At 30.5% G+C, this 17920-nt stretch carries 11 protein-coding genes and 1 other RNA gene; all 12 read left to right on the top strand.

Going from position 1 to position 17920, the window contains the following annotated elements; all coding sequences use genetic code 11:
* The first annotated feature begins 1266 nt into the window (after window positions 1-1266).
* The 12 genes from ABY863_RS00690 (at window position 1267) to ABY863_RS00635 (ending at window position 17920) form a co-directional block, all read left to right on the top strand.
* On the top strand, window positions 1267-2601 hold the full coding sequence (locus ABY863_RS00690; protein ID WP_372792312.1) for an OmpP1/FadL family transporter: 1335 nt from the start codon (window positions 1267-1269) through the stop codon (window positions 2599-2601).
* A gap of 107 nt (window positions 2602-2708) precedes the next feature.
* Window positions 2709-3938, top strand: coding sequence for a hypothetical protein (locus tag ABY863_RS00685; RefSeq protein ID WP_372792310.1), 1230 nt, complete (start codon window positions 2709-2711; stop codon window positions 3936-3938).
* Window positions 3939-4005: 67 nt separating this feature from the next.
* A complete protein-coding gene (locus ABY863_RS00680; protein ID WP_372792308.1) occupies window positions 4006-6333 on the top strand; it encodes an ATP-dependent helicase in 2328 nt (775 codons plus the stop codon).
* 64 nt (window positions 6334-6397) lie between these two features.
* Complete coding sequence (locus tag ABY863_RS00675) at window positions 6398-7033, top strand: DUF4290 domain-containing protein (RefSeq protein ID WP_372792306.1); 636 nt, start codon at window positions 6398-6400, stop codon at window positions 7031-7033.
* Between the two features lie 21 nt (window positions 7034-7054).
* Window positions 7055-8362, top strand: a complete 1308-nt coding sequence (gene murA, locus ABY863_RS00670) for a UDP-N-acetylglucosamine 1-carboxyvinyltransferase (protein WP_372792304.1) — start codon at window positions 7055-7057, stop codon at window positions 8360-8362.
* A 206-nt stretch (window positions 8363-8568) separates the two neighbouring features.
* Window positions 8569-9096, top strand: coding sequence for a nucleotide exchange factor GrpE (locus ABY863_RS00665; RefSeq protein ID WP_372792302.1), 528 nt, complete (start codon window positions 8569-8571; stop codon window positions 9094-9096).
* Window positions 9097-9106: 10 nt separating this feature from the next.
* Window positions 9107-10231 (top strand): molecular chaperone DnaJ, encoded by a 1125-nt coding sequence (gene dnaJ, locus ABY863_RS00660; protein ID WP_372792300.1) that lies wholly within the window; start codon window positions 9107-9109, stop codon window positions 10229-10231.
* Between the two features lie 164 nt (window positions 10232-10395).
* Window positions 10396-10696: RNase P RNA component class A (rnpB, locus tag ABY863_RS00655), an RNA gene on the top strand.
* A 179-nt stretch (window positions 10697-10875) separates the two neighbouring features.
* Complete coding sequence (locus ABY863_RS00650) at window positions 10876-13137, top strand: aconitate hydratase (RefSeq protein ID WP_372792298.1); 2262 nt, start codon at window positions 10876-10878, stop codon at window positions 13135-13137.
* Window positions 13138-13436: 299 nt separating this feature from the next.
* Window positions 13437-14639: a glycogen synthase gene (gene glgA, locus ABY863_RS00645; protein WP_372792296.1), complete on the top strand. Its 1203-nt coding sequence runs from the start codon at window positions 13437-13439 to the stop codon at window positions 14637-14639.
* A 56-nt stretch (window positions 14640-14695) separates the two neighbouring features.
* Window positions 14696-15958, top strand: a complete 1263-nt coding sequence (locus ABY863_RS00640; protein WP_372792294.1) for a glucose-1-phosphate adenylyltransferase — start codon at window positions 14696-14698, stop codon at window positions 15956-15958.
* Window positions 15959-15985: 27 nt separating this feature from the next.
* A complete protein-coding gene (locus ABY863_RS00635; protein ID WP_372792292.1) occupies window positions 15986-17920 on the top strand; it encodes an alpha-1,4-glucan--maltose-1-phosphate maltosyltransferase in 1935 nt (644 codons plus the stop codon).

Here is a 17920-nt window from a genome sequence, read left to right as displayed (position 1 = left end):
ACTTATTATATTCAAACTAAAAATCAAAATTAATTATGTTTATAATAAGCCAATTAAACCATTTAGACACAATTATTTTTTAAACTAAATTTTTTGGCATCCTATATTAGTGTTATTTCAAAGGAGATAGAACTGTGGCAACTTGTGCACTCATGGTGAGATTGCCACATTTTACTTAAGAAAAGTAAAATTTGTAATGACAGAAGAATACTACATCTTACATAATAACTAATCATTTTGAGAACCTGAACCCAACTCAGGTGGACGAAACAATACGTCATTCTCGCGAACGCGGGAATCTGTTATATTGAAGTTCTAATTCAAAAGATTGCTTCCTTTTTATGCCAATGCTCCAGTTGGCTCAGTCACTAAAAATGTTTACAAAACATTTTTTTAAAGCTCTGCCCTGCAATGTTTGCTTTTTAGCTTGTTTTGCGTAATAGTTAAAAGGGCGTTGAATTACGTTTCTTTTGGTTTTAAAAGAACCTACTATTCAATTGTGATTATTAATAGACCAGACCTTGTTTATCCTCTGTTGTTTCTTGTATAAGTAACGAAGATTATAAAATTAATTGTACAATTATTATATAAAAAATAGTACAATTAATTTATAAATAGAGTATAATTATTTGGAGAAAGTTCTACTATTTTTACAAAGTAGTAAAAAAGCTGTTTAAAAACAGAACTTTTGAGGTAAATTTAAATATACTAAAATAAAAAGTAAGGAACACCATTTTAACCACTTATTTATTAACAATTACAAGAAAAATAGACTTCAGTAAAAAAGTTATTTCAATTGTTTATAAAGATTAAAAATATAACCGTTTAACAATTTAGGATATATAATTTTAATACTCGCTTTGGGGATATCTATAACTATTCAAAAATAGTAGAAACTGTGCAAATCCCATGAAGTTTGTAACCATAAAACCATGTGTTTTGTAATGCACAAATACTTTTTCTAGCTCTATTTTTTATATTTAAAACTATATTCAAAAGAACCAATAACTTCTATAATTTTACAACATTTATAAAAATTTATTTAATTAAAGAATTGCACCTAAAGTGCTTACTAAATAAATTCATGCTAATTTTCATTGTATTAAATTGTAACAATTATTGCAAACCGATTTTTTTTTAATGATAATTGTCATAAAATTCAAAACTTAAAGAATTTACATTTGTAATGTAACAAATGTAGCTTCTTAAGAGGTAGTTATATAACAAAAGTTACATAAAAAAGAACATTAAATTAATTATTCAATTATGAAAAACTTATTAAGATTAGCCGTTGTACTTTTTACAACAGCAACTTTTGCTCAAGCAGGGCACATCATGCAAGGAGTTGGAGCAGTTAATATGTCAATGGGAGGAGCTTCAACAGCACAACCTTTAGATATTAGCGGGGCTTTACAATGGAACCCTGCAGCAATTTCTGTATTTGACAATAAAATAATAGACTTTAGTATTGGAGTTTTCTTTTCTTCTCCAGAATTAAGTTCTACAGCAGGTTCTTATAGTGGTATTACAAAAGATGACAGAGGTGTTTCACCAATGCCAGCTTTAGCCTACGTTTATGGGAAAGAAGGAAGTAAACATACTTTTGGAGTTTCTGCTTTTGGTATTAGTGGTTTTGGAGTGACTTTTCCAGAAAGTATGTCTAACCCAATTAATATGCCTCAAAGTATGAACGGTTTTGGACATGTAGAATCTGATTATATGTTATTACAAGTAGGTTTAGCTTGGGCGTATGAAATTACTGAAAATTTATCAATTGGTGTTCAGCCAACAATTAATTATGCAGCATTAGAATTAGCACCAAACCCAATTTCAGCTCCTGATTTTCCAGTAGCAATGGGAGGAACAGGAAAAGGTTACCCAACTTCAGATAAAGCTTCGGCAATTGGTTATGGAGCACAATTTGGTATTTTCTATAACTCTCCAGAAGGAATTAAAATTGGAGCATCTTATAAAACAGCACAAAAATTTGATAAGTTACAATTTACAAACACTTATTTAGATGGATCAGCTGCTCCTGATGTTGAATTTGCAATGGATTACCCAGCAATTTTATCTTTTGGTTTGGGTTATTCTAAAGGAGATATAGATTTAGCTTTAGATTTTAGACAAGTAGATTATGAAAATACAGCAGGTTTTGAAGCTAAAGGATGGCAAATAACTGAAAGTGGACCAATGACCGGTTACCCTACAGGTGCTGTAAAAGGATTTGGGTGGAAAAACGTACAAATTTTATCAGCTGGTTTACAGTATAAAGGAATTGAAAAATTACCATTAAGAGTTGGTTATACATATAGTAGCAATCCAATTGATGATGAATTAGCATTTTTCTCACTTCCTGCAACGGCTGTTATTAAACATGCGTTCCAATTTGGGTTTAGTTATCCATTAACTGATAAATTAATGTTAAATGGTGTATATCACCATGGGGCAAGTGATGGTAAAACAGAAGGACCAATGTTAAGCCCATTGGCAATATCTCCAACTAACCCTTATGGAGTAGTTCCTGATACAAAAGTTGGTTATTCAATGACAACAGATATGGTTATGGTTGGTGTATCTTATACATTTGCTAAAAAGTAATTAAAAATATATTTTAAAAAGCGGTTTCAAATTGAAACCGCTTTTTTTATGCCTATTAATTAGAAAATACATAAAATTCTTGTTTATTTGTAAACTAAAAATTTTTGATGTTAGGAACCAGAAACCATCGTTTTTTATATTTATGTGCATTTACATTATTCATACTATCAGCTTTGTATGGATTGTTATTAAGATGGAATTTCACGTATCCATTAACATTTATAAACTATCATCACTTTTTACAAAGTCATTCTCACGTAGCATTTTTAGGTTGGGGATATTTAGCAACCATTGGAGTGCTTCTTTCTAATTTTGTAGAAGCTTCTATAAAGCAAAAAAAGGTTTATAAAATAATAATTTCAATTATAGTAGTAACTATTACTTTAATGTTAATTAGTTTCCCTTTAGAAGGTTATAAAGCATTTTCAATTGTATTACTTTCTTTATTTGGAGTAGCTAGTTATGTGCTTTCATATAGATTATTAAAGGATATTAAAGGGAACAGCACTGCTGTTAAGCTAATAAAATATGGTATTTATTACTATATACTATCAAGTTTAGCAACTTGGTTTTTAGCAGGTGTTTTAGTTTCACAAGGAAAAACGGATTTATATCATAATACGGTTTATTTTTATCTACACTTTTTATACAACGGTTATTTTGTTTTTGTGCTGTTTGGATTTTTATTCAAAATTTTTGAAAAACAAAAAATCATAATTTCTAAAAAATTACAAGAAAACTTCTTTTTATATTTAAATGTAGCTTGCATACCTGCGTATGCATTGTCAATTTTATGGAGTGATGTTTCTGCTGTTTTTTATGTAATAGGTTTTGTAGCTTCACTATTGCAACTCATTTCATTATTCTTTTTGATGAAAATAATTAGGCAAACGTACCCACAAATAAAATGGAATTCAATTTCTAAATTAGTATTAAAATTTGGGTTGATAGCGTATAGTTTTAAAATTGTGATTCAAATTGCTTCAGCATTTCCTTTTATTGTTGAAAAATCAATGGCTTTAAAACCATTCTTCATAATTGGTTATTTGCACTTGTTTACACTAGCATTTATGAGTGTCTTATTATTGCTAATTTTAGTTCAATTAAAAATAATAGTATTTAAAAATATTTTGTCTAAAATTGGAATAGGTACTTTTTTAACAGGAATATTTATAACTGAAACCTTATTGTTTTCGCAGGGATTTTTATTTTTGAATGGTTTCGGTCCAATTAAAAATTATAATTTATTGGTATTAATTTTTAGTTTTTTTATGGTATTTGGTTTGTTTTTTATTTTTCTTAGTCAGTTTAAAAAGCAAGCGGTACAAACTAACTAAAGGATGTCAATAACTTTTATTGCGAAACTAAATTTGGAATAGTACTTTTGGCTATTAAAGTATTCCTGTGAACAATTACTTAGAAAATCTTAACGAATCGCAAAGAGAAGCCGTTTTACATAAAGACGGCCCAATGATTATTATTGCTGGTGCTGGTTCAGGTAAAACGAGAGTTTTAACCTATAGAATTGCCAATTTAATGAATAATAATGTTGATCCATTTAACATACTATCATTGACATTTACCAATAAAGCAGCACGTGAAATGAAAGATCGTATTGCAACAGTAGTTGGAGATTCTGAAGCAAAAAACTTATGGATGGGTACTTTTCACTCCGTTTTTGCACGTATTTTACGTTCTGAAGGGCATCATTTAGGCTTTCCTTCAAACTTTACAATTTACGATACACAAGATGCTGTAAGATTGCTTTCTTCTATCATTAAAGAAATGCAATTAGATAAAGACAGGTACAAACCAAAACAGGTTTTAAGTCGTATTTCTTCATTTAAAAATAGTTTAATTACTGTAAAAGCATACTTTAATAATCCGGAATTAATTGAAGCAGATAAAATGGCGAGTCGTCCAAAAATTGGTGAAATTTACAACCAATATGTAGAGCGTTGTTTTAAAGCAGGTTCAATGGATTTTGATGATTTATTACTGAGAACCAACGAGTTATTAACGCGTTTTCCTGAAGTTTTAGCAAAATACCAACAACGATTTAAGTATATTTTAGTTGATGAGTATCAAGATACAAATCATTCTCAATATTTAATTGTTAGAGCATTAGCAGATCGATTTCAAAATATTTGTGTTGTAGGAGATGATTCACAGAGTATATATTCATTTCGTGGTGCAAATATTCAAAATATTTTAAATTTTCAACGAGATTATGATAAGGTGAATATTTTTAAATTAGAACAAAACTATCGTTCTTCAAAAAATATTGTTGAAGCTGCAAATAGTGTTATTCAAAGAAACAAAACAAAGTTAGATAAGCAAGTTTGGACAGCGAATGATGAAGGTGCAAAAATTAAAGTAATGCGCACTTTTACGGAAGCTGAAGAAGGACGTTTTATTGCAAATTCAATTTTTGATAATAAAATGAATTTGCAACTTAAAAATTCTGAGTTTGCAATTTTATATCGTACCAATGCGCAATCACGTGCTATTGAAGATGCGCTTCGAAAAAAAGATATAAAATATAAAATTTTTGGAGGTTTATCGTTTTATCAACGTAAAGAAATTAAAGATACACTAGCTTATTTGCGTTTGTTAATAAACCCAAATGATGAGGAAGCTTTAAAAAGGGTTATTAATTATCCTGCTCGTGGTATTGGAGATACTACCTTGGATAAACTTTCGGTTGCTGCAAACCACTATAAAAAGTCAATTTTCGGTTTACTATTAAATCTACAAAGCCTTGATATAAGTATAAATACAGGAACAAAAATAAAATTAATGAATTTTGTTACTATGATGCAGCATTTTCAAATTGAAGCGCAGACAAAAAATGCCTTTGAGGTTGCTGAATTTGTAATTAAACAGACCAGAATTATAAAGGATTTAGAAAGTGATGGTACACCAGAAGGTGTAAGTAAAGTTGAAAATATACAAGAATTATTAAACGGCCTTAAAGATTTTGTCGATGTTCAAAAGGAAAAAGAAGAAGAAGATTCTTTAGCTTTTTTCTTGGAAGATGTAGCTTTAGCAACCGATTTTGATAGTGAAAAGAAAGATGACACGCCTAGAGTTTCATTAATGACGATTCACTTAGCAAAAGGATTGGAATTTCCATATGTTTATATTGTTGGTTTGGAGGAAAATTTATTTCCTTCAGCAATGAGTATGAATACCAGAAGCGAGTTAGAAGAAGAACGCCGCTTGTTCTACGTAGCTTTAACAAGAGCTGAAAAACAAGCATATTTAACCTATGCACAAACGCGTTACCGCTGGGGAAAATTAGTGGATTGTGAGCCTAGTAGGTTTTTGGAAGAAATAGATGAACAATTTTTAGAGTTTTTAACTGTAAAAATGCCAATTCCAAAACAACATAAATTTTTAGATGAAGATATTTTTGGAAGTGTGCCTCAAAATAAAATACGTTTTAAAAAACCAATTCAACGTACGCCAGTTAAAAAAACAGAAGTGCAAAAGGTTCAATTTTCACCTCCTAAAAATTTAAAAAAGGTAACAAAATCAGCAGTTTTACCTTCAAATTTATTTGATAGTACTATTACTATAGGCAATATTGTAGAACATACAAAGTTTGGTAAAGGAGAAGTTCTTAGTTTAGAAGGTGCAGGAGCAAACCAAAAAGCAGAAATTAGATTTGGTTCTGTAGGTGTTAAAAAATTATTATTACAATTCGCAAAGCTTACAATTTTAGGTTAAAAATAAGATTGTAAAACCAATATTTATATTGTAATTTGCATTTATTAAAAAAGAAGAAAGATACATGAATTTTGATTTAGAATACAACGCAGAAAGATCACATTTAATAATCCCAGAATACGGGCGCCATATACAAAAACTGATAGATCATTGCATCGCTTTAGAAGATGTTGAAGAGCGAAATAAAATGGCAAAAGCTATTGTAGATGTGATGGGAAATTTACAGCCACATTTACGTGATGTGCCTGATTTTAAACATAAATTATGGGATCAACTTTTTATAATGGCTGATTTCAAATTAGATGTAGATTCACCTTATGAAAAATTGGAAAAAGCTGCATTGTTAGAAAAACCTGAGCGATTAGAGTATCCAAAATATGCTTCAAAATACAGGTATTATGGAAATAACATACAAGCCATGATTAAGACAGCCTTAACTTGGGAAGATGGTGAACCTCGTGATGCATTATATTTTGCGATTGCCAATCATATGAAAAAATGTTATTTGAATTGGAATAAAGACACCGTTGATGATGCTATTATTTTTAAACATTTAATTGAATTATCAAAAGGACAAATTGATTTAACAGATAAAAATGAAACTTTATCTGAAGTGAAAGATTTAATGAAAAAGAAAAATCCTACAAATAAGGTTACGAATAAACAGCAAAACAAACCAAGACCAAAGAAAAAATTTTAATAAATAAATTTCAATCAAAGAATGGCTACATTTAAAATTGAAGGAGGTCATAAATTAAGTGGGAATATTACTCCTCAAGGTGCTAAAAATGAAGCTTTACAAGTTATTTGTGCAGTTTTATTAACATCTGAAAAAGTTACAATTAGTAATATACCAGATATTAGAGACGTTAATAAACTAATATTTATTTTAGGAGAATTAGGCGTAAAATATACCAAAGTCAATGCGGATACTTATACTTTTCAGGCAGATACTCTAAACTTAGATTATTTAGAATCTGAAAATTTCAAAAAAGATGGAAGTTCCTTGCGTGGTTCTATTATGATTGTAGGTCCATTATTAGCACGTTTTGGGAAAGGATACATACCACGACCAGGCGGCGATAAAATAGGAAGACGTAGATTAGATACTCATTTTGAAGGGTTTATAAAATTAGGAGCTACTTTTAGATATAACAAAGAAGAACTATTTTATGGCGTTGAAGCTGATGAGTTAATTGGAACTAACATGCTTTTAGATGAAGCTTCAGTAACTGGAACGGCAAATATTGTAATGGCGGCTGTTATGGCTAAAGGAACTACAACAATATACAATGCTGCTTGCGAACCTTACTTACAACAGTTGTGCAAAATGTTGAATAGTATGGGCGCTAATATTACAGGAGTAGGTTCTAATTTACTTAAAATAGAAGGTGTAACAAAATTAAATGGCTGTGCTCATAGAATTTTACCTGATATGATTGAAATTGGTAGTTGGATAGGTATGGCTGCCATGACTAAGTCTTCTATTACTATTAAAGATGTAAGTTGGGATGATTTAGGGTTAATACCTCGTGTTTTTCAAAAAATAGGAATTAATTTAGAACGTAGAGGTGATGATATTTTTATTCCTGAACAAGATAGTTACGAAATTCAAAATTTTATAGACGGATCAATTTTAACAATCTCTGATGCACCTTGGCCAGGGTTTACTCCTGATTTATTAAGTGTTATTTTAGTGGTGGCAACACAAGCTAAAGGAAGTATACTTATACATCAAAAAATGTTTGAAAGCCGTTTGTTCTTTGTTGATAAACTAATTGATATGGGAGCAAAAGTAATACTTTGTGATCCACATAGGGCTACAGTTATTGGTATGAACCATGAATATAGTTTAAAAGCTACAACCATGACTTCACCTGATATTAGAGCAGGAATTTCTTTATTAATTGCAGCACTTTCTGCTCAAGGAACAAGCACAATTCAAAATATTGAACAAATTGATAGAGGTTATCAAAATATTGATGAAAGACTAAGGGCTATTGGAGCAAAAATAACAAGAATAGATTAATTTTTATAAAAATATAAATTTCAAGTTTAAAAATTCCTGTGGCAACAGGAATTTTTTTATGGATAGAACTTGAATAGTAAATCTTTTGAAATTTTTAGTTATTTAATAATTTTAACCTTCAATAAATAGATGTCATATTGGCATAATTCAAAAAATGGCAATACTTTTGCAGACTAATAAAGTGATAAATTTTTTAAGTTAAAAAGATGAGTAAAAAGAACGATAGCAAAGAAGAAAAAGATTTAGAAGATAAAGAAATTCAACAAGAAGAAGTACAAGAAATTAGTATTGAAGAGCAATTGCAAAAGGAAGTTGCTCAAGAGAAAGATAAATTTCTTCGTTTATTTGCTGAATTTGAAAACTATAAAAAACGTACAGCTAAAGAACGTATTGAATTATTTAGAACTGCCAATGAAGATTTAATGACAGTTTTATTGCCAATATTGGATGATTTTGACAGGGGATTAGCTGAAATTAAAAAAGTAAAAGATAAAGAGTTATTAAAAGGGATGGAGTTAATTAAAAATAAACTTAAAACTACATTAGCTCAAAAAGGATTAAATTTTATTGAAGTAAATAAAGGTGATATTTTTGATGTTGAAATACATGAAGCTATTACTCAAATCCCTGCTCCATCAGAAGACATGAAAGGTAAAATAATGGATGTAGTGGAACAAGGATATAAGTTAGGGGACAAAGTTTTAAGATATCCAAAAGTTGTAATAGGACAATAATTCAAAAAAAATGAAGCAAGATTACTACGAAGTATTAGGCGTTTCTAAAAATGCTACACCAATTGACATAAAAAAAGGCTACCGTAAAATGGCTATTAAATATCATCCAGATAAAAATCCGGATGATAAAGCAGCCGAAGAGAATTTTAAAAAAGCTGCTGAGGCTTATGAAATTTTAAGTGACGAAAACAAAAAAGCGCGTTACGATCAATATGGTCATGCTGCTTTTGAAAATGGAGGTCAGAGAGGTGGAGGCTTTGGTGGTGGAGGTATGAATATGGATGATATCTTTAGTCAATTTGGAGATATTTTTGGAGGTGGTTTTGGAGGCGGAGGCTTCGGTGGAAGTTCACGTGGTAGAGCTCGTGTTAAAGGAAGCAATTTAAGAATTAGAGTAAAATTAACGCTAGAAGAGATTGCTAATGGTGTTGAAAAGAAAGTAAAAGTTCGTAGAAAAGTACAAGCAGCTGGCGCAACATTTAAAACATGTTCAACTTGTAATGGTCAGGGGCAAGTAATGCGTGTGACTAATACAATTTTAGGACGTATGCAAACAGCTTCAACATGTCCAACCTGCCAAGGTGCTGGTGAAATTTTAGATAAACAACCTAAAGGAGCTGATAGTAGTGGACTAGAATTTAAAGAAGAAACAGTTTCAATAAAGATTCCTGCAGGTGTTACTGATGGAGTACAATTAAAGGTGAATGGAAAAGGGAATGCGGCTCCAGGAAATAATTCTATGGATGGTGATTTAATTGTTGTTATTGAAGAAATTAAACATGAAACATTAAAACGTGAAGGAACAAATTTACATTTTGATTTATACATTAACTTATCTGAAGCAGTTTTAGGAGTTAGTAAAAACATTGATACTGTTTCTGGAAAAGTTAAAATAAAAATTGAGGAAGGTACACAATCAGGTAAAATATTAAGATTAAGAGGTAAAGGCTTGCCAAGTATAGATCACTATGGAAATGGAGATTTATTAATTCACATTAATGTATGGACGCCTCAAAATCTTTCGAAAGAACAAAAAGAATTTTTTGAAAAAAATATAAAAGATGAAAATTTCGAACCAAATCCTTCAAAGTTTGACAAATCTTTTTTTGAAAAGGTAAAAGATATGTTTTCCTAAAATTAACATCTTTTTTTACTTTTTGTTTTTAAAAATTAAGTATATTTGATAAAATGTTGTTAGTGAAACATCTAATAACACTTTTTCTTTTTCATAGCAATTTTCCCACTTACACTGTAAGTGGGTTTTTTTTTAATCAAATTATTAATGTATTTTTGCAAAATTAAGTAGGTCGTCTTATCGTTCCGTTTTAACGGAGAGGAAAGTCCGGACACCAAAGAGTAGCATAGCGGATAACATCCGTCCAGCGTGAGTTGAGGACAAGTGCAACAGAAAGCAAGTACAGTTCGGCTGTAGTGAAACCAGGTAAACTCTATGCGGTGAAATGCCACGTATATTGAAATTTTAGAGTTACTCGCTCTATTTCAAGGGGTAGGCAGCTTGAGCTATAGAGTAATTTATAGCCTAGATAAATGATGAGAACTTTTCGAAGTACAAAATCCGGCTTATAGACCTACTTAATTTTTTTATCATATTCTTGATATTTACAACGTTTTCGCTAGTGATTTTTATGTATTTCAAAATAAATACCATTTTTAATATTTATATATTTAAAAATGCACTGAATATTACGAATTATTTAATTCTGAACTTCATTTTTTGTAACTTCGCGTGGATAAAATAATTAAATAAAAAATATAGATATGGCTTTTGATATTGAAATGATTAAAGGTGTTTATAACCGAATGACTGAAAGAGTTGATACTGCAAAAAAAGTAGTTGGTAAACCCCTAACGTTATCTGAAAAAATATTATACAACCATCTTTGGGATGGGAAAGCAGCAACTGCTTTTGTAAGAGGTAAAGATTATGTTGATTTTGCTCCAGACCGAATTGCTTGTCAGGATGCTACAGCTCAAATGGCTTTGTTGCAGTTTATGCAAGCTGGTAAAAATAAAGTTGCAGTGCCAACAACAGTACATTGTGATCATCTTATTCAAGCAAAAATTGGCGCAGATAAAGATTTGCAAAATGCTTTAAATAATAGTAGTGAAGTATTTAACTTTCTAGCTTCTGTATCAAATAAATATGGAATTGGATTTTGGAAACCGGGAGCAGGAATTATTCATCAAGTAGTTTTAGAAAACTATGCATTTCCTGGAGGAATGATGATTGGTACAGATTCACATACTGTGAATGCAGGAGGTTTGGGAATGATTGCAATTGGAGTAGGTGGTGCAGATGCTGTTGATGTAATGGCAGGAATGGCTTGGGAATTAAAATTTCCAAAATTAATTGGGATTAAATTAACAGGCAAACTTTCTGGTTGGACAGCCGCTAAAGATGTAATATTAAAAGTTGCAGGTTTATTAACTGTAAAAGGTGGAACTGGTTGTATTGTTGAATATTTTGGAGAAGGTGCAAAAGCATTATCAGCAACTGGTAAAGGTACTATCTGTAATATGGGTGCTGAAATTGGAGCAACTACTTCAACTTTTGGTTATGATGAATCTGTAGAGCGCTATTTAAGAGCAACTGACCGTAATGAAGTGGCAGATGAAGCAAATAAAATTGCATCATATTTAACGGGTGATGATGAAGTGTATGCAAACCCAGAATTATATTTTGACCAAGTTATTGAAATAAATTTATCTGAATTAAAACCTCATTTAAACGGACCTTTTACGCCAGATTTAGCAACACCAGTTGGAGAAATGACAGAAAAAGCGACTAAAAATGATTGGCCTTTAAAAGTTGATTGGGGTTTAATTGGTTCTTGTACTAACTCTTCTTATGAAGATTTATCAAGAGCAGCTTCAGTTGCAAAACAAGCAGTGGATAATAATATAGTTGCAAAAGCTGAATTTGGTATCAATCCAGGTTCTGAGCAAGTTCGTTATACTGCTGAACGTGATGGCCTTCTAGATATTTTCGAAAATTTAAATGCTAAAATATTTACAAATGCTTGCGGACCTTGTATTGGTCAATGGGATAGAGAAGGAGCTGTGAAGCAAGAGAAAAACACAATAATTCATTCTTTTAACCGTAACTTTTCAAAAAGAGCAGATGGTAATCCAAATACCCATGCATTTGTTGCATCACCTTCAATGGTTGCAGCAGTTGCAATTGCAGGTAGATTAGATTTTAATCCAATGACAGATAGATTAATAAACCAAAATGGGGAAGAAATACTTTTAAAAGAACCAACTGGTTTTGAGTTACCTCCAAAAGGTTTTGAAGTTGAAGATGCTGGATTTGTTGCACCTATTAAAGATGGTTCAGGTATTGATGTTGTTGTAAAATCAGATTCAGATCGTTTGCAATTATTAACACCTTTTATTCCTTTGGGAAGTGAAATTAAAAGCGCTAAATTATTAATTAAAGCATATGGAAAATGTACTACTGATCATATTTCTATGGCAGGACCTTGGTTACGTTTTCGTGGACATTTAGATAATATTTCTAATAATTGTTTAATTGGAGCTGTAAATGCTTTCAGTATGGAAACAAACAAAGTTAAGAATCAATTAACTGGAGAATATGGAGCAGTTCCTGATACAGCAAGAGCTTATAAAAAAGCAGGCATTCCTTCAATAGTAGTTGGAGATCATAATTATGGTGAAGGTTCTTCACGAGAACATGCAGCTATGGAACCGCGTCATATTGGTGTTGCTGCTGTAATTGTAAAATCATTTGCACGTATTCATGAAACAAACCTAAAAAAGCAAGGAATGTTAGGTTTAACATTTGCTAACGAAACTGATTACGATTTAATTCAAGAAGATGATACATTTAATTTTTTAGATTTAAATGAATTTGCATCAGGTAAACAATTAACTTTAGAAATTGTTCATACAAATGGAAGTATAGATACTATCAAATTAAATCATACCTACAATCAAGGACAAATAGAATGGTTTAAAGAAGGTTCTGCCTTAAATTTAATTAAAAAGCAAAATGTTTAAAATAAAATTTTGATTAAAGTTTAAAAAATAATTTTTAAAAAGAGGAGCCTTGTAAGGCTCCTCTTTTTTTTAAATAATTAAATATTAAGATGTTATTGTTTCTTTTATTTAATAAGTTAGGATTAAAACGTTTTCGCAAATAACCTAATTACACAAATAAATTTTTTGTAACTTTTCAATTAATTATTCATCTAATTAAATAATGTATATTAGTGTTTAATTTTTGCTGACAATGAGTATTTGTTGGGGATTAAATACTTTATAATCAATTATTTATTTACAATTTTATTAATGATTTTATGAAAGTACTTTTTTATACAAGAGAATTTCCGCCTTATGTTTATGGTGGAGCAGGAGTTCATGTTGAATATTTAGCAGCAGAATTAGCTAAGTTAATGAATGTTGATGTGAGATGTTTTGGAGATCAACAAGAAAATACCGAAAATTTAACAGTAAAAGGTTACCCTTTTGATAATCCAGCTTTTAACAAGTCAAATGATAAGCTTAAATCTGTTCTACAAACATTAAGTACTTGTATTCAAATGAATGCAGATGAAATTGATGCTGATATTGTTCATTGTCATACTTGGTATGCACATTTTGCTGGTATTGTTGCAAAATTATGCTACGGTATCCCATTGGTAATCACAACACATTCATTAGAACCATTAAGACCATGGAAAAGAGATCAATTAGGAAACGGTTACGATGCATCTTCATGGATTGAGAAAACAGCCATAGAAATGGCTGATGCAATTATTGCAGTTTCAAATGAAACTAAAGATGATGTATTGAAATATTTTAATGTTGAAGAAGAAAAAATTAAAGTAATTTATAATGGAATAAATCTTGAAGAGTATGTGGTCACAAACGAAACATCAACTTTAGAAAGATTTGGTATTAATAAGTTAAAACCATATGTACTTTTTGTTGGTAGAATTACCAAACAAAAAGGAATTATACATTTAGTAAATGCCATAAAATATATAGATCCTGATACACAAATAGTTTTATGCGCTGGTGCTCCGGACACTCCTGAAATTGCAAAAGAAATGGAAGAAAGTGTGAATGAAGTAAAAAAAACAAGAGATAATGTTATTTGGATTGCTGAAATGCTACCTAAAAAAGAAGTAATTCAATTATATTCGCATGCAGATGTGTTTTGTTGCCCATCAATTTATGAACCTTTTGGAATTATAAATATAGAAGCAATGGCCTGTGAAACTGCTGTTGTAGCAAGTGCTGTTGGAGGAATAAAAGAAGTTGTTGTAGACAATGAAACAGGTATTTTAATTCAAGTAGAACAACAAAATGTAGCTCCTTTTGAACCTATAAATCCAGATAAATTTTCAAAAGACCTTGCTGATGGAATTAATAAATTAATAAGCAACAAATCTTTGAGAGAGGCTATGGCAAAAAATGGAAGAAAAAGAGTTGAAGATTATTTTGATTGGATAGCAATTGCAAAACAAGTTAAAGGATTATATAAATCTTTAATTTAATGTTGTAATTAAGTAAATATAAAAGTAAATAAATACAAATTTCAAAAAATACAGTTATGGCAGGAAGTAATGTTTTATCAATAATATTAGGAGGTGGACAAGGTTCAAGATTACACCCGTTAACAGAGTCTCGCTCTAAACCTGCAGTTCCTATTGCCGGAAAGTACCGTTTAGTAGATATTCCAATTTCTAATTGTATCAATTCAGATATAAAAAGAATATTTGTATTAACACAATTTAATTCAGCCTCATTAAACCGTCATATTAAAGATACATATCATTTTAGTTTTTTTAGTACAGCATTTGTTGATGTTTTGGCAGCAGAGCAAACCCCGGGGAATAGTAAGTGGTTTCAGGGAACTGCAGATGCGGTTCGTCAAAGTATGCATCATTTTTTAAGACATGATTTTGAGTATGCCTTAATTTTATCTGGGGATCAATTATACCAAATGGATTATGATGAAATGTTACAAAAACATATAAAAAGTAAAGCTAAAATATCTATAGCTACCATTCCTGTGAATGCGAAAGATGCTACTTCATTTGGGATTTTAAAAACAAATGAAGAGAATGATATTACTTCTTTTATTGAAAAACCAGCAGCTGAATTATTACCAGATTGGACTTCAGAAGTTAGCCAACAAATGAAAGATGTAGGAAGAAATTATTTGGCTTCCATGGGTATTTATATATTTAACAGAGAATTACTAGTTGAATTAATGAACAATCCTGATACGAATGATTTTGGTAAAGAAATAATACCACAAGCAATTGGAAAACATAAAGTTATAAGTCATCAATTTGAAGGTTATTGGACAGATATTGGGAATATAGATTCATTTTTTGAGGCTAATTTAGGATTGACAGATGATTTTCCAAAGTTTGATTTGTATAGTAAAGCAAAACGTATTTATACGCATGCTAGAATGTTGCCTACAACTAAAATTTCGGGTACTGTTTTAGATAAAACTGTGATTGCAGATGGCTGTATTATAAATGCTGCTAAAATTGAACATTCAGTTATTGGAGTTCGATCTAGAATTGATGCTGAATCCACTGTTGTTAACACTTATATGATGGGTAGTGATTTTTATCAACCTTTAGAAGATATAATTAATAAAGACATTGTTTCTATGGGAATTGGATCTCGTTGCTTTATTAAAAATGCTATTTTAGATAAAAACTGTTGTATTGGTAACGATGTAAAAATAAATGGAGGTAAGCATTTAAAAGATTCAGAAACAGGTATATACGCTATTAGAGATGGAATTGTTGTGATTAAAAAGGGAGCTATAGTTCCTAATGGGTTTACACTATAAGCATTATTAAAAGGTAATTAGATTTAAATGAAAAATCAGGAACGAGTTGTTATTGAAAATATAGCACCAACAATAAATAATGGTGATTTTTATATAAAACGTGTAGTAAATGAAATTGTTACCGTAACCGCAGATATCCTGTCGGATGGTCATGATATTACTGCTGCGGCCGTTTTATACAAACATGAAAAGGAAAAAAAGTGGAAAGAAGTTAGAATGCATCCAGGACACAATAATTGGCAAGCTTCTTTTGTTGTTGAAAAACAGGGTTATTATTCTTACAAAGTTGTTGGATGGATAGACTATGCTTTGAATTGGCAACATGGTATTGAACGAAAAATAGCTGATAACCAACATGTAAATTCTGAATTATTAGAAGGAATATCTTATGTAAATAAATGTGAATTAAAAGCAACTGCTTCTGAAAAAAAATATTTAAAACATTTAGCTGATATTTTTGCTGATGCGAATGCTTATCAAGAATCAATTACTGAAGCTGTTAGTGAAAGATTACATCGTATTTTTTATAATTATCCCGAAAAGATATTGCTAAATTCATCAAAAGAATTTCAAGTATATGTAGATCGGTTAAAAGCTAGATTTAGTACTTGGTATGAGTTTTTTCCACGTTCTGCATCCCAGAAAAATGGAGTGCATGGAACTTTTAAAGATTGTGAGAAATTATTACCAAGAGTATCAGACATGGGTTTCGATACCTTATACTTTCCTCCAGTTCACCCAATAGGGGAAGTGAATCGTAAAGGTAAAAATAACACTACAGAAGCCTTAAAGGGTGATGTTGGTTCTACTTGGGGAATTGGTTCAAAATATGGTGGGCATAAGGACTTACACCCGCAATTAGGCACCATTGAAGATTTTAAATCTTTGATAAAAACAGCAAATGAGCTTGGAATTGAAATTGCGATGGATTATGCATTGCAAGCAGCTCCAGATCATCCTTGGGTAAAAGAACACCCAAGTTGGTTTAAATGGAGACCTGATGGTACCGTGCAATATGCAGAAAATCCACCAAAAAAATACCAAGATATTTTACCAATTTATTGGGAAAGTGAAGATTTTAAAAATTTATGGGATGAATGTTTAGATACTTTATTTTATTGGATTAATTGTGGAATTAATGTTTTTAGGGTGGATAATCCACATACAAAACCTTTTTATTTTTGGAATTGGATTATTAATGAAGTAAAAGCAAAACACCCTGATGTGTTATTTTTAGCAGAAGCCTTTACGGCACCCAAAATAATGCAACAATTGGGAAAACAAGGTTATTCGCAATCCTATACCTACTTTACTTGGAGAAACAATAAACATGAAATTACGGAATATGTTGAAGAATTAACAAAAACAGATCAGTGTGAATATATGCGTCCAAATTTTTGGCCAAATACACCTGATATTAACCCGTTTCATCTTCAACATGCAAATGAATCAAAACATATTCAGCGTTATGTGTTAGCAGCGACTTTAAGTTCAAATGTTGGAATTTACGGACCTGTTTTTGAACATATGATGAGTAATCCTATTCCTGGGAAAGAAGAATATTTGAATTCTGAAAAATTTCAAATCTGTAATTACGATTGGTTTAAAGAAAATAACTTGATAACAATTATTTCAAAAATAAATAAAATTCGTTTTGAAAATGAAGCACTTCAGCAAACTAATAATATAAAGTTTTGTAACATTAATAATGATAATTTAATTGCTTTTTATAAATGGAATGATTCTAAAGATAGTGAACTTTTAATTATTATTAATTTAGATGAGCATTATATGCAAGAAGGAATGCTTCAGTTACCATTGGCAGAACTTGGCATTGGAAATCATCATCATTTAAAAGTGAAGGACTTAATTACTGATAATGTGTATGAGTGGAATAATGAGTGGAATTTTATACAGTTGCATGCTTCATTACCTTTTCATATTTTTAAGATAAAAAAATAG

This window comes from Lutibacter sp. (genome assembly GCF_041562875.1).
Taxonomy (GTDB): Bacteria; Bacteroidota; Bacteroidia; order Flavobacteriales; family Flavobacteriaceae; genus Lutibacter.
Note: the sequence above shows the minus strand (reverse complement) of the source record. Positions and strands in the feature narration are given on the sequence as shown.

Excerpts from the sequence above, each read along its gene's own strand:
- ABY863_RS00690 (WP_372792312.1), top strand. The coding sequence starts at position 1,267 with ATGAAAAACTTATTAAGATTAGCCGTTGTACTTTTTACAACAGCAACT.
- ABY863_RS00685 (WP_372792310.1), top strand. The coding sequence starts at position 2,709 with ATGTTAGGAACCAGAAACCATCGTTTTTTATATTTATGTGCATTTACA.
- ABY863_RS00675 (WP_372792306.1), top strand. The coding sequence starts at position 6,398 with ATGAATTTTGATTTAGAATACAACGCAGAAAGATCACATTTAATAATC.
- murA (WP_372792304.1), top strand. The coding sequence starts at position 7,055 with ATGGCTACATTTAAAATTGAAGGAGGTCATAAATTAAGTGGGAATATT.
- ABY863_RS00665 (WP_372792302.1), top strand. The coding sequence starts at position 8,569 with ATGAGTAAAAAGAACGATAGCAAAGAAGAAAAAGATTTAGAAGATAAA.
- dnaJ (WP_372792300.1), top strand. The coding sequence starts at position 9,107 with ATGAAGCAAGATTACTACGAAGTATTAGGCGTTTCTAAAAATGCTACA.
- ABY863_RS00650 (WP_372792298.1), top strand. The coding sequence starts at position 10,876 with ATGGCTTTTGATATTGAAATGATTAAAGGTGTTTATAACCGAATGACT.
- glgA (WP_372792296.1), top strand. The coding sequence starts at position 13,437 with ATGAAAGTACTTTTTTATACAAGAGAATTTCCGCCTTATGTTTATGGT.
- ABY863_RS00640 (WP_372792294.1), top strand. The coding sequence starts at position 14,696 with ATGGCAGGAAGTAATGTTTTATCAATAATATTAGGAGGTGGACAAGGT.
- ABY863_RS00635 (WP_372792292.1), top strand. The coding sequence starts at position 15,986 with ATGAAAAATCAGGAACGAGTTGTTATTGAAAATATAGCACCAACAATA.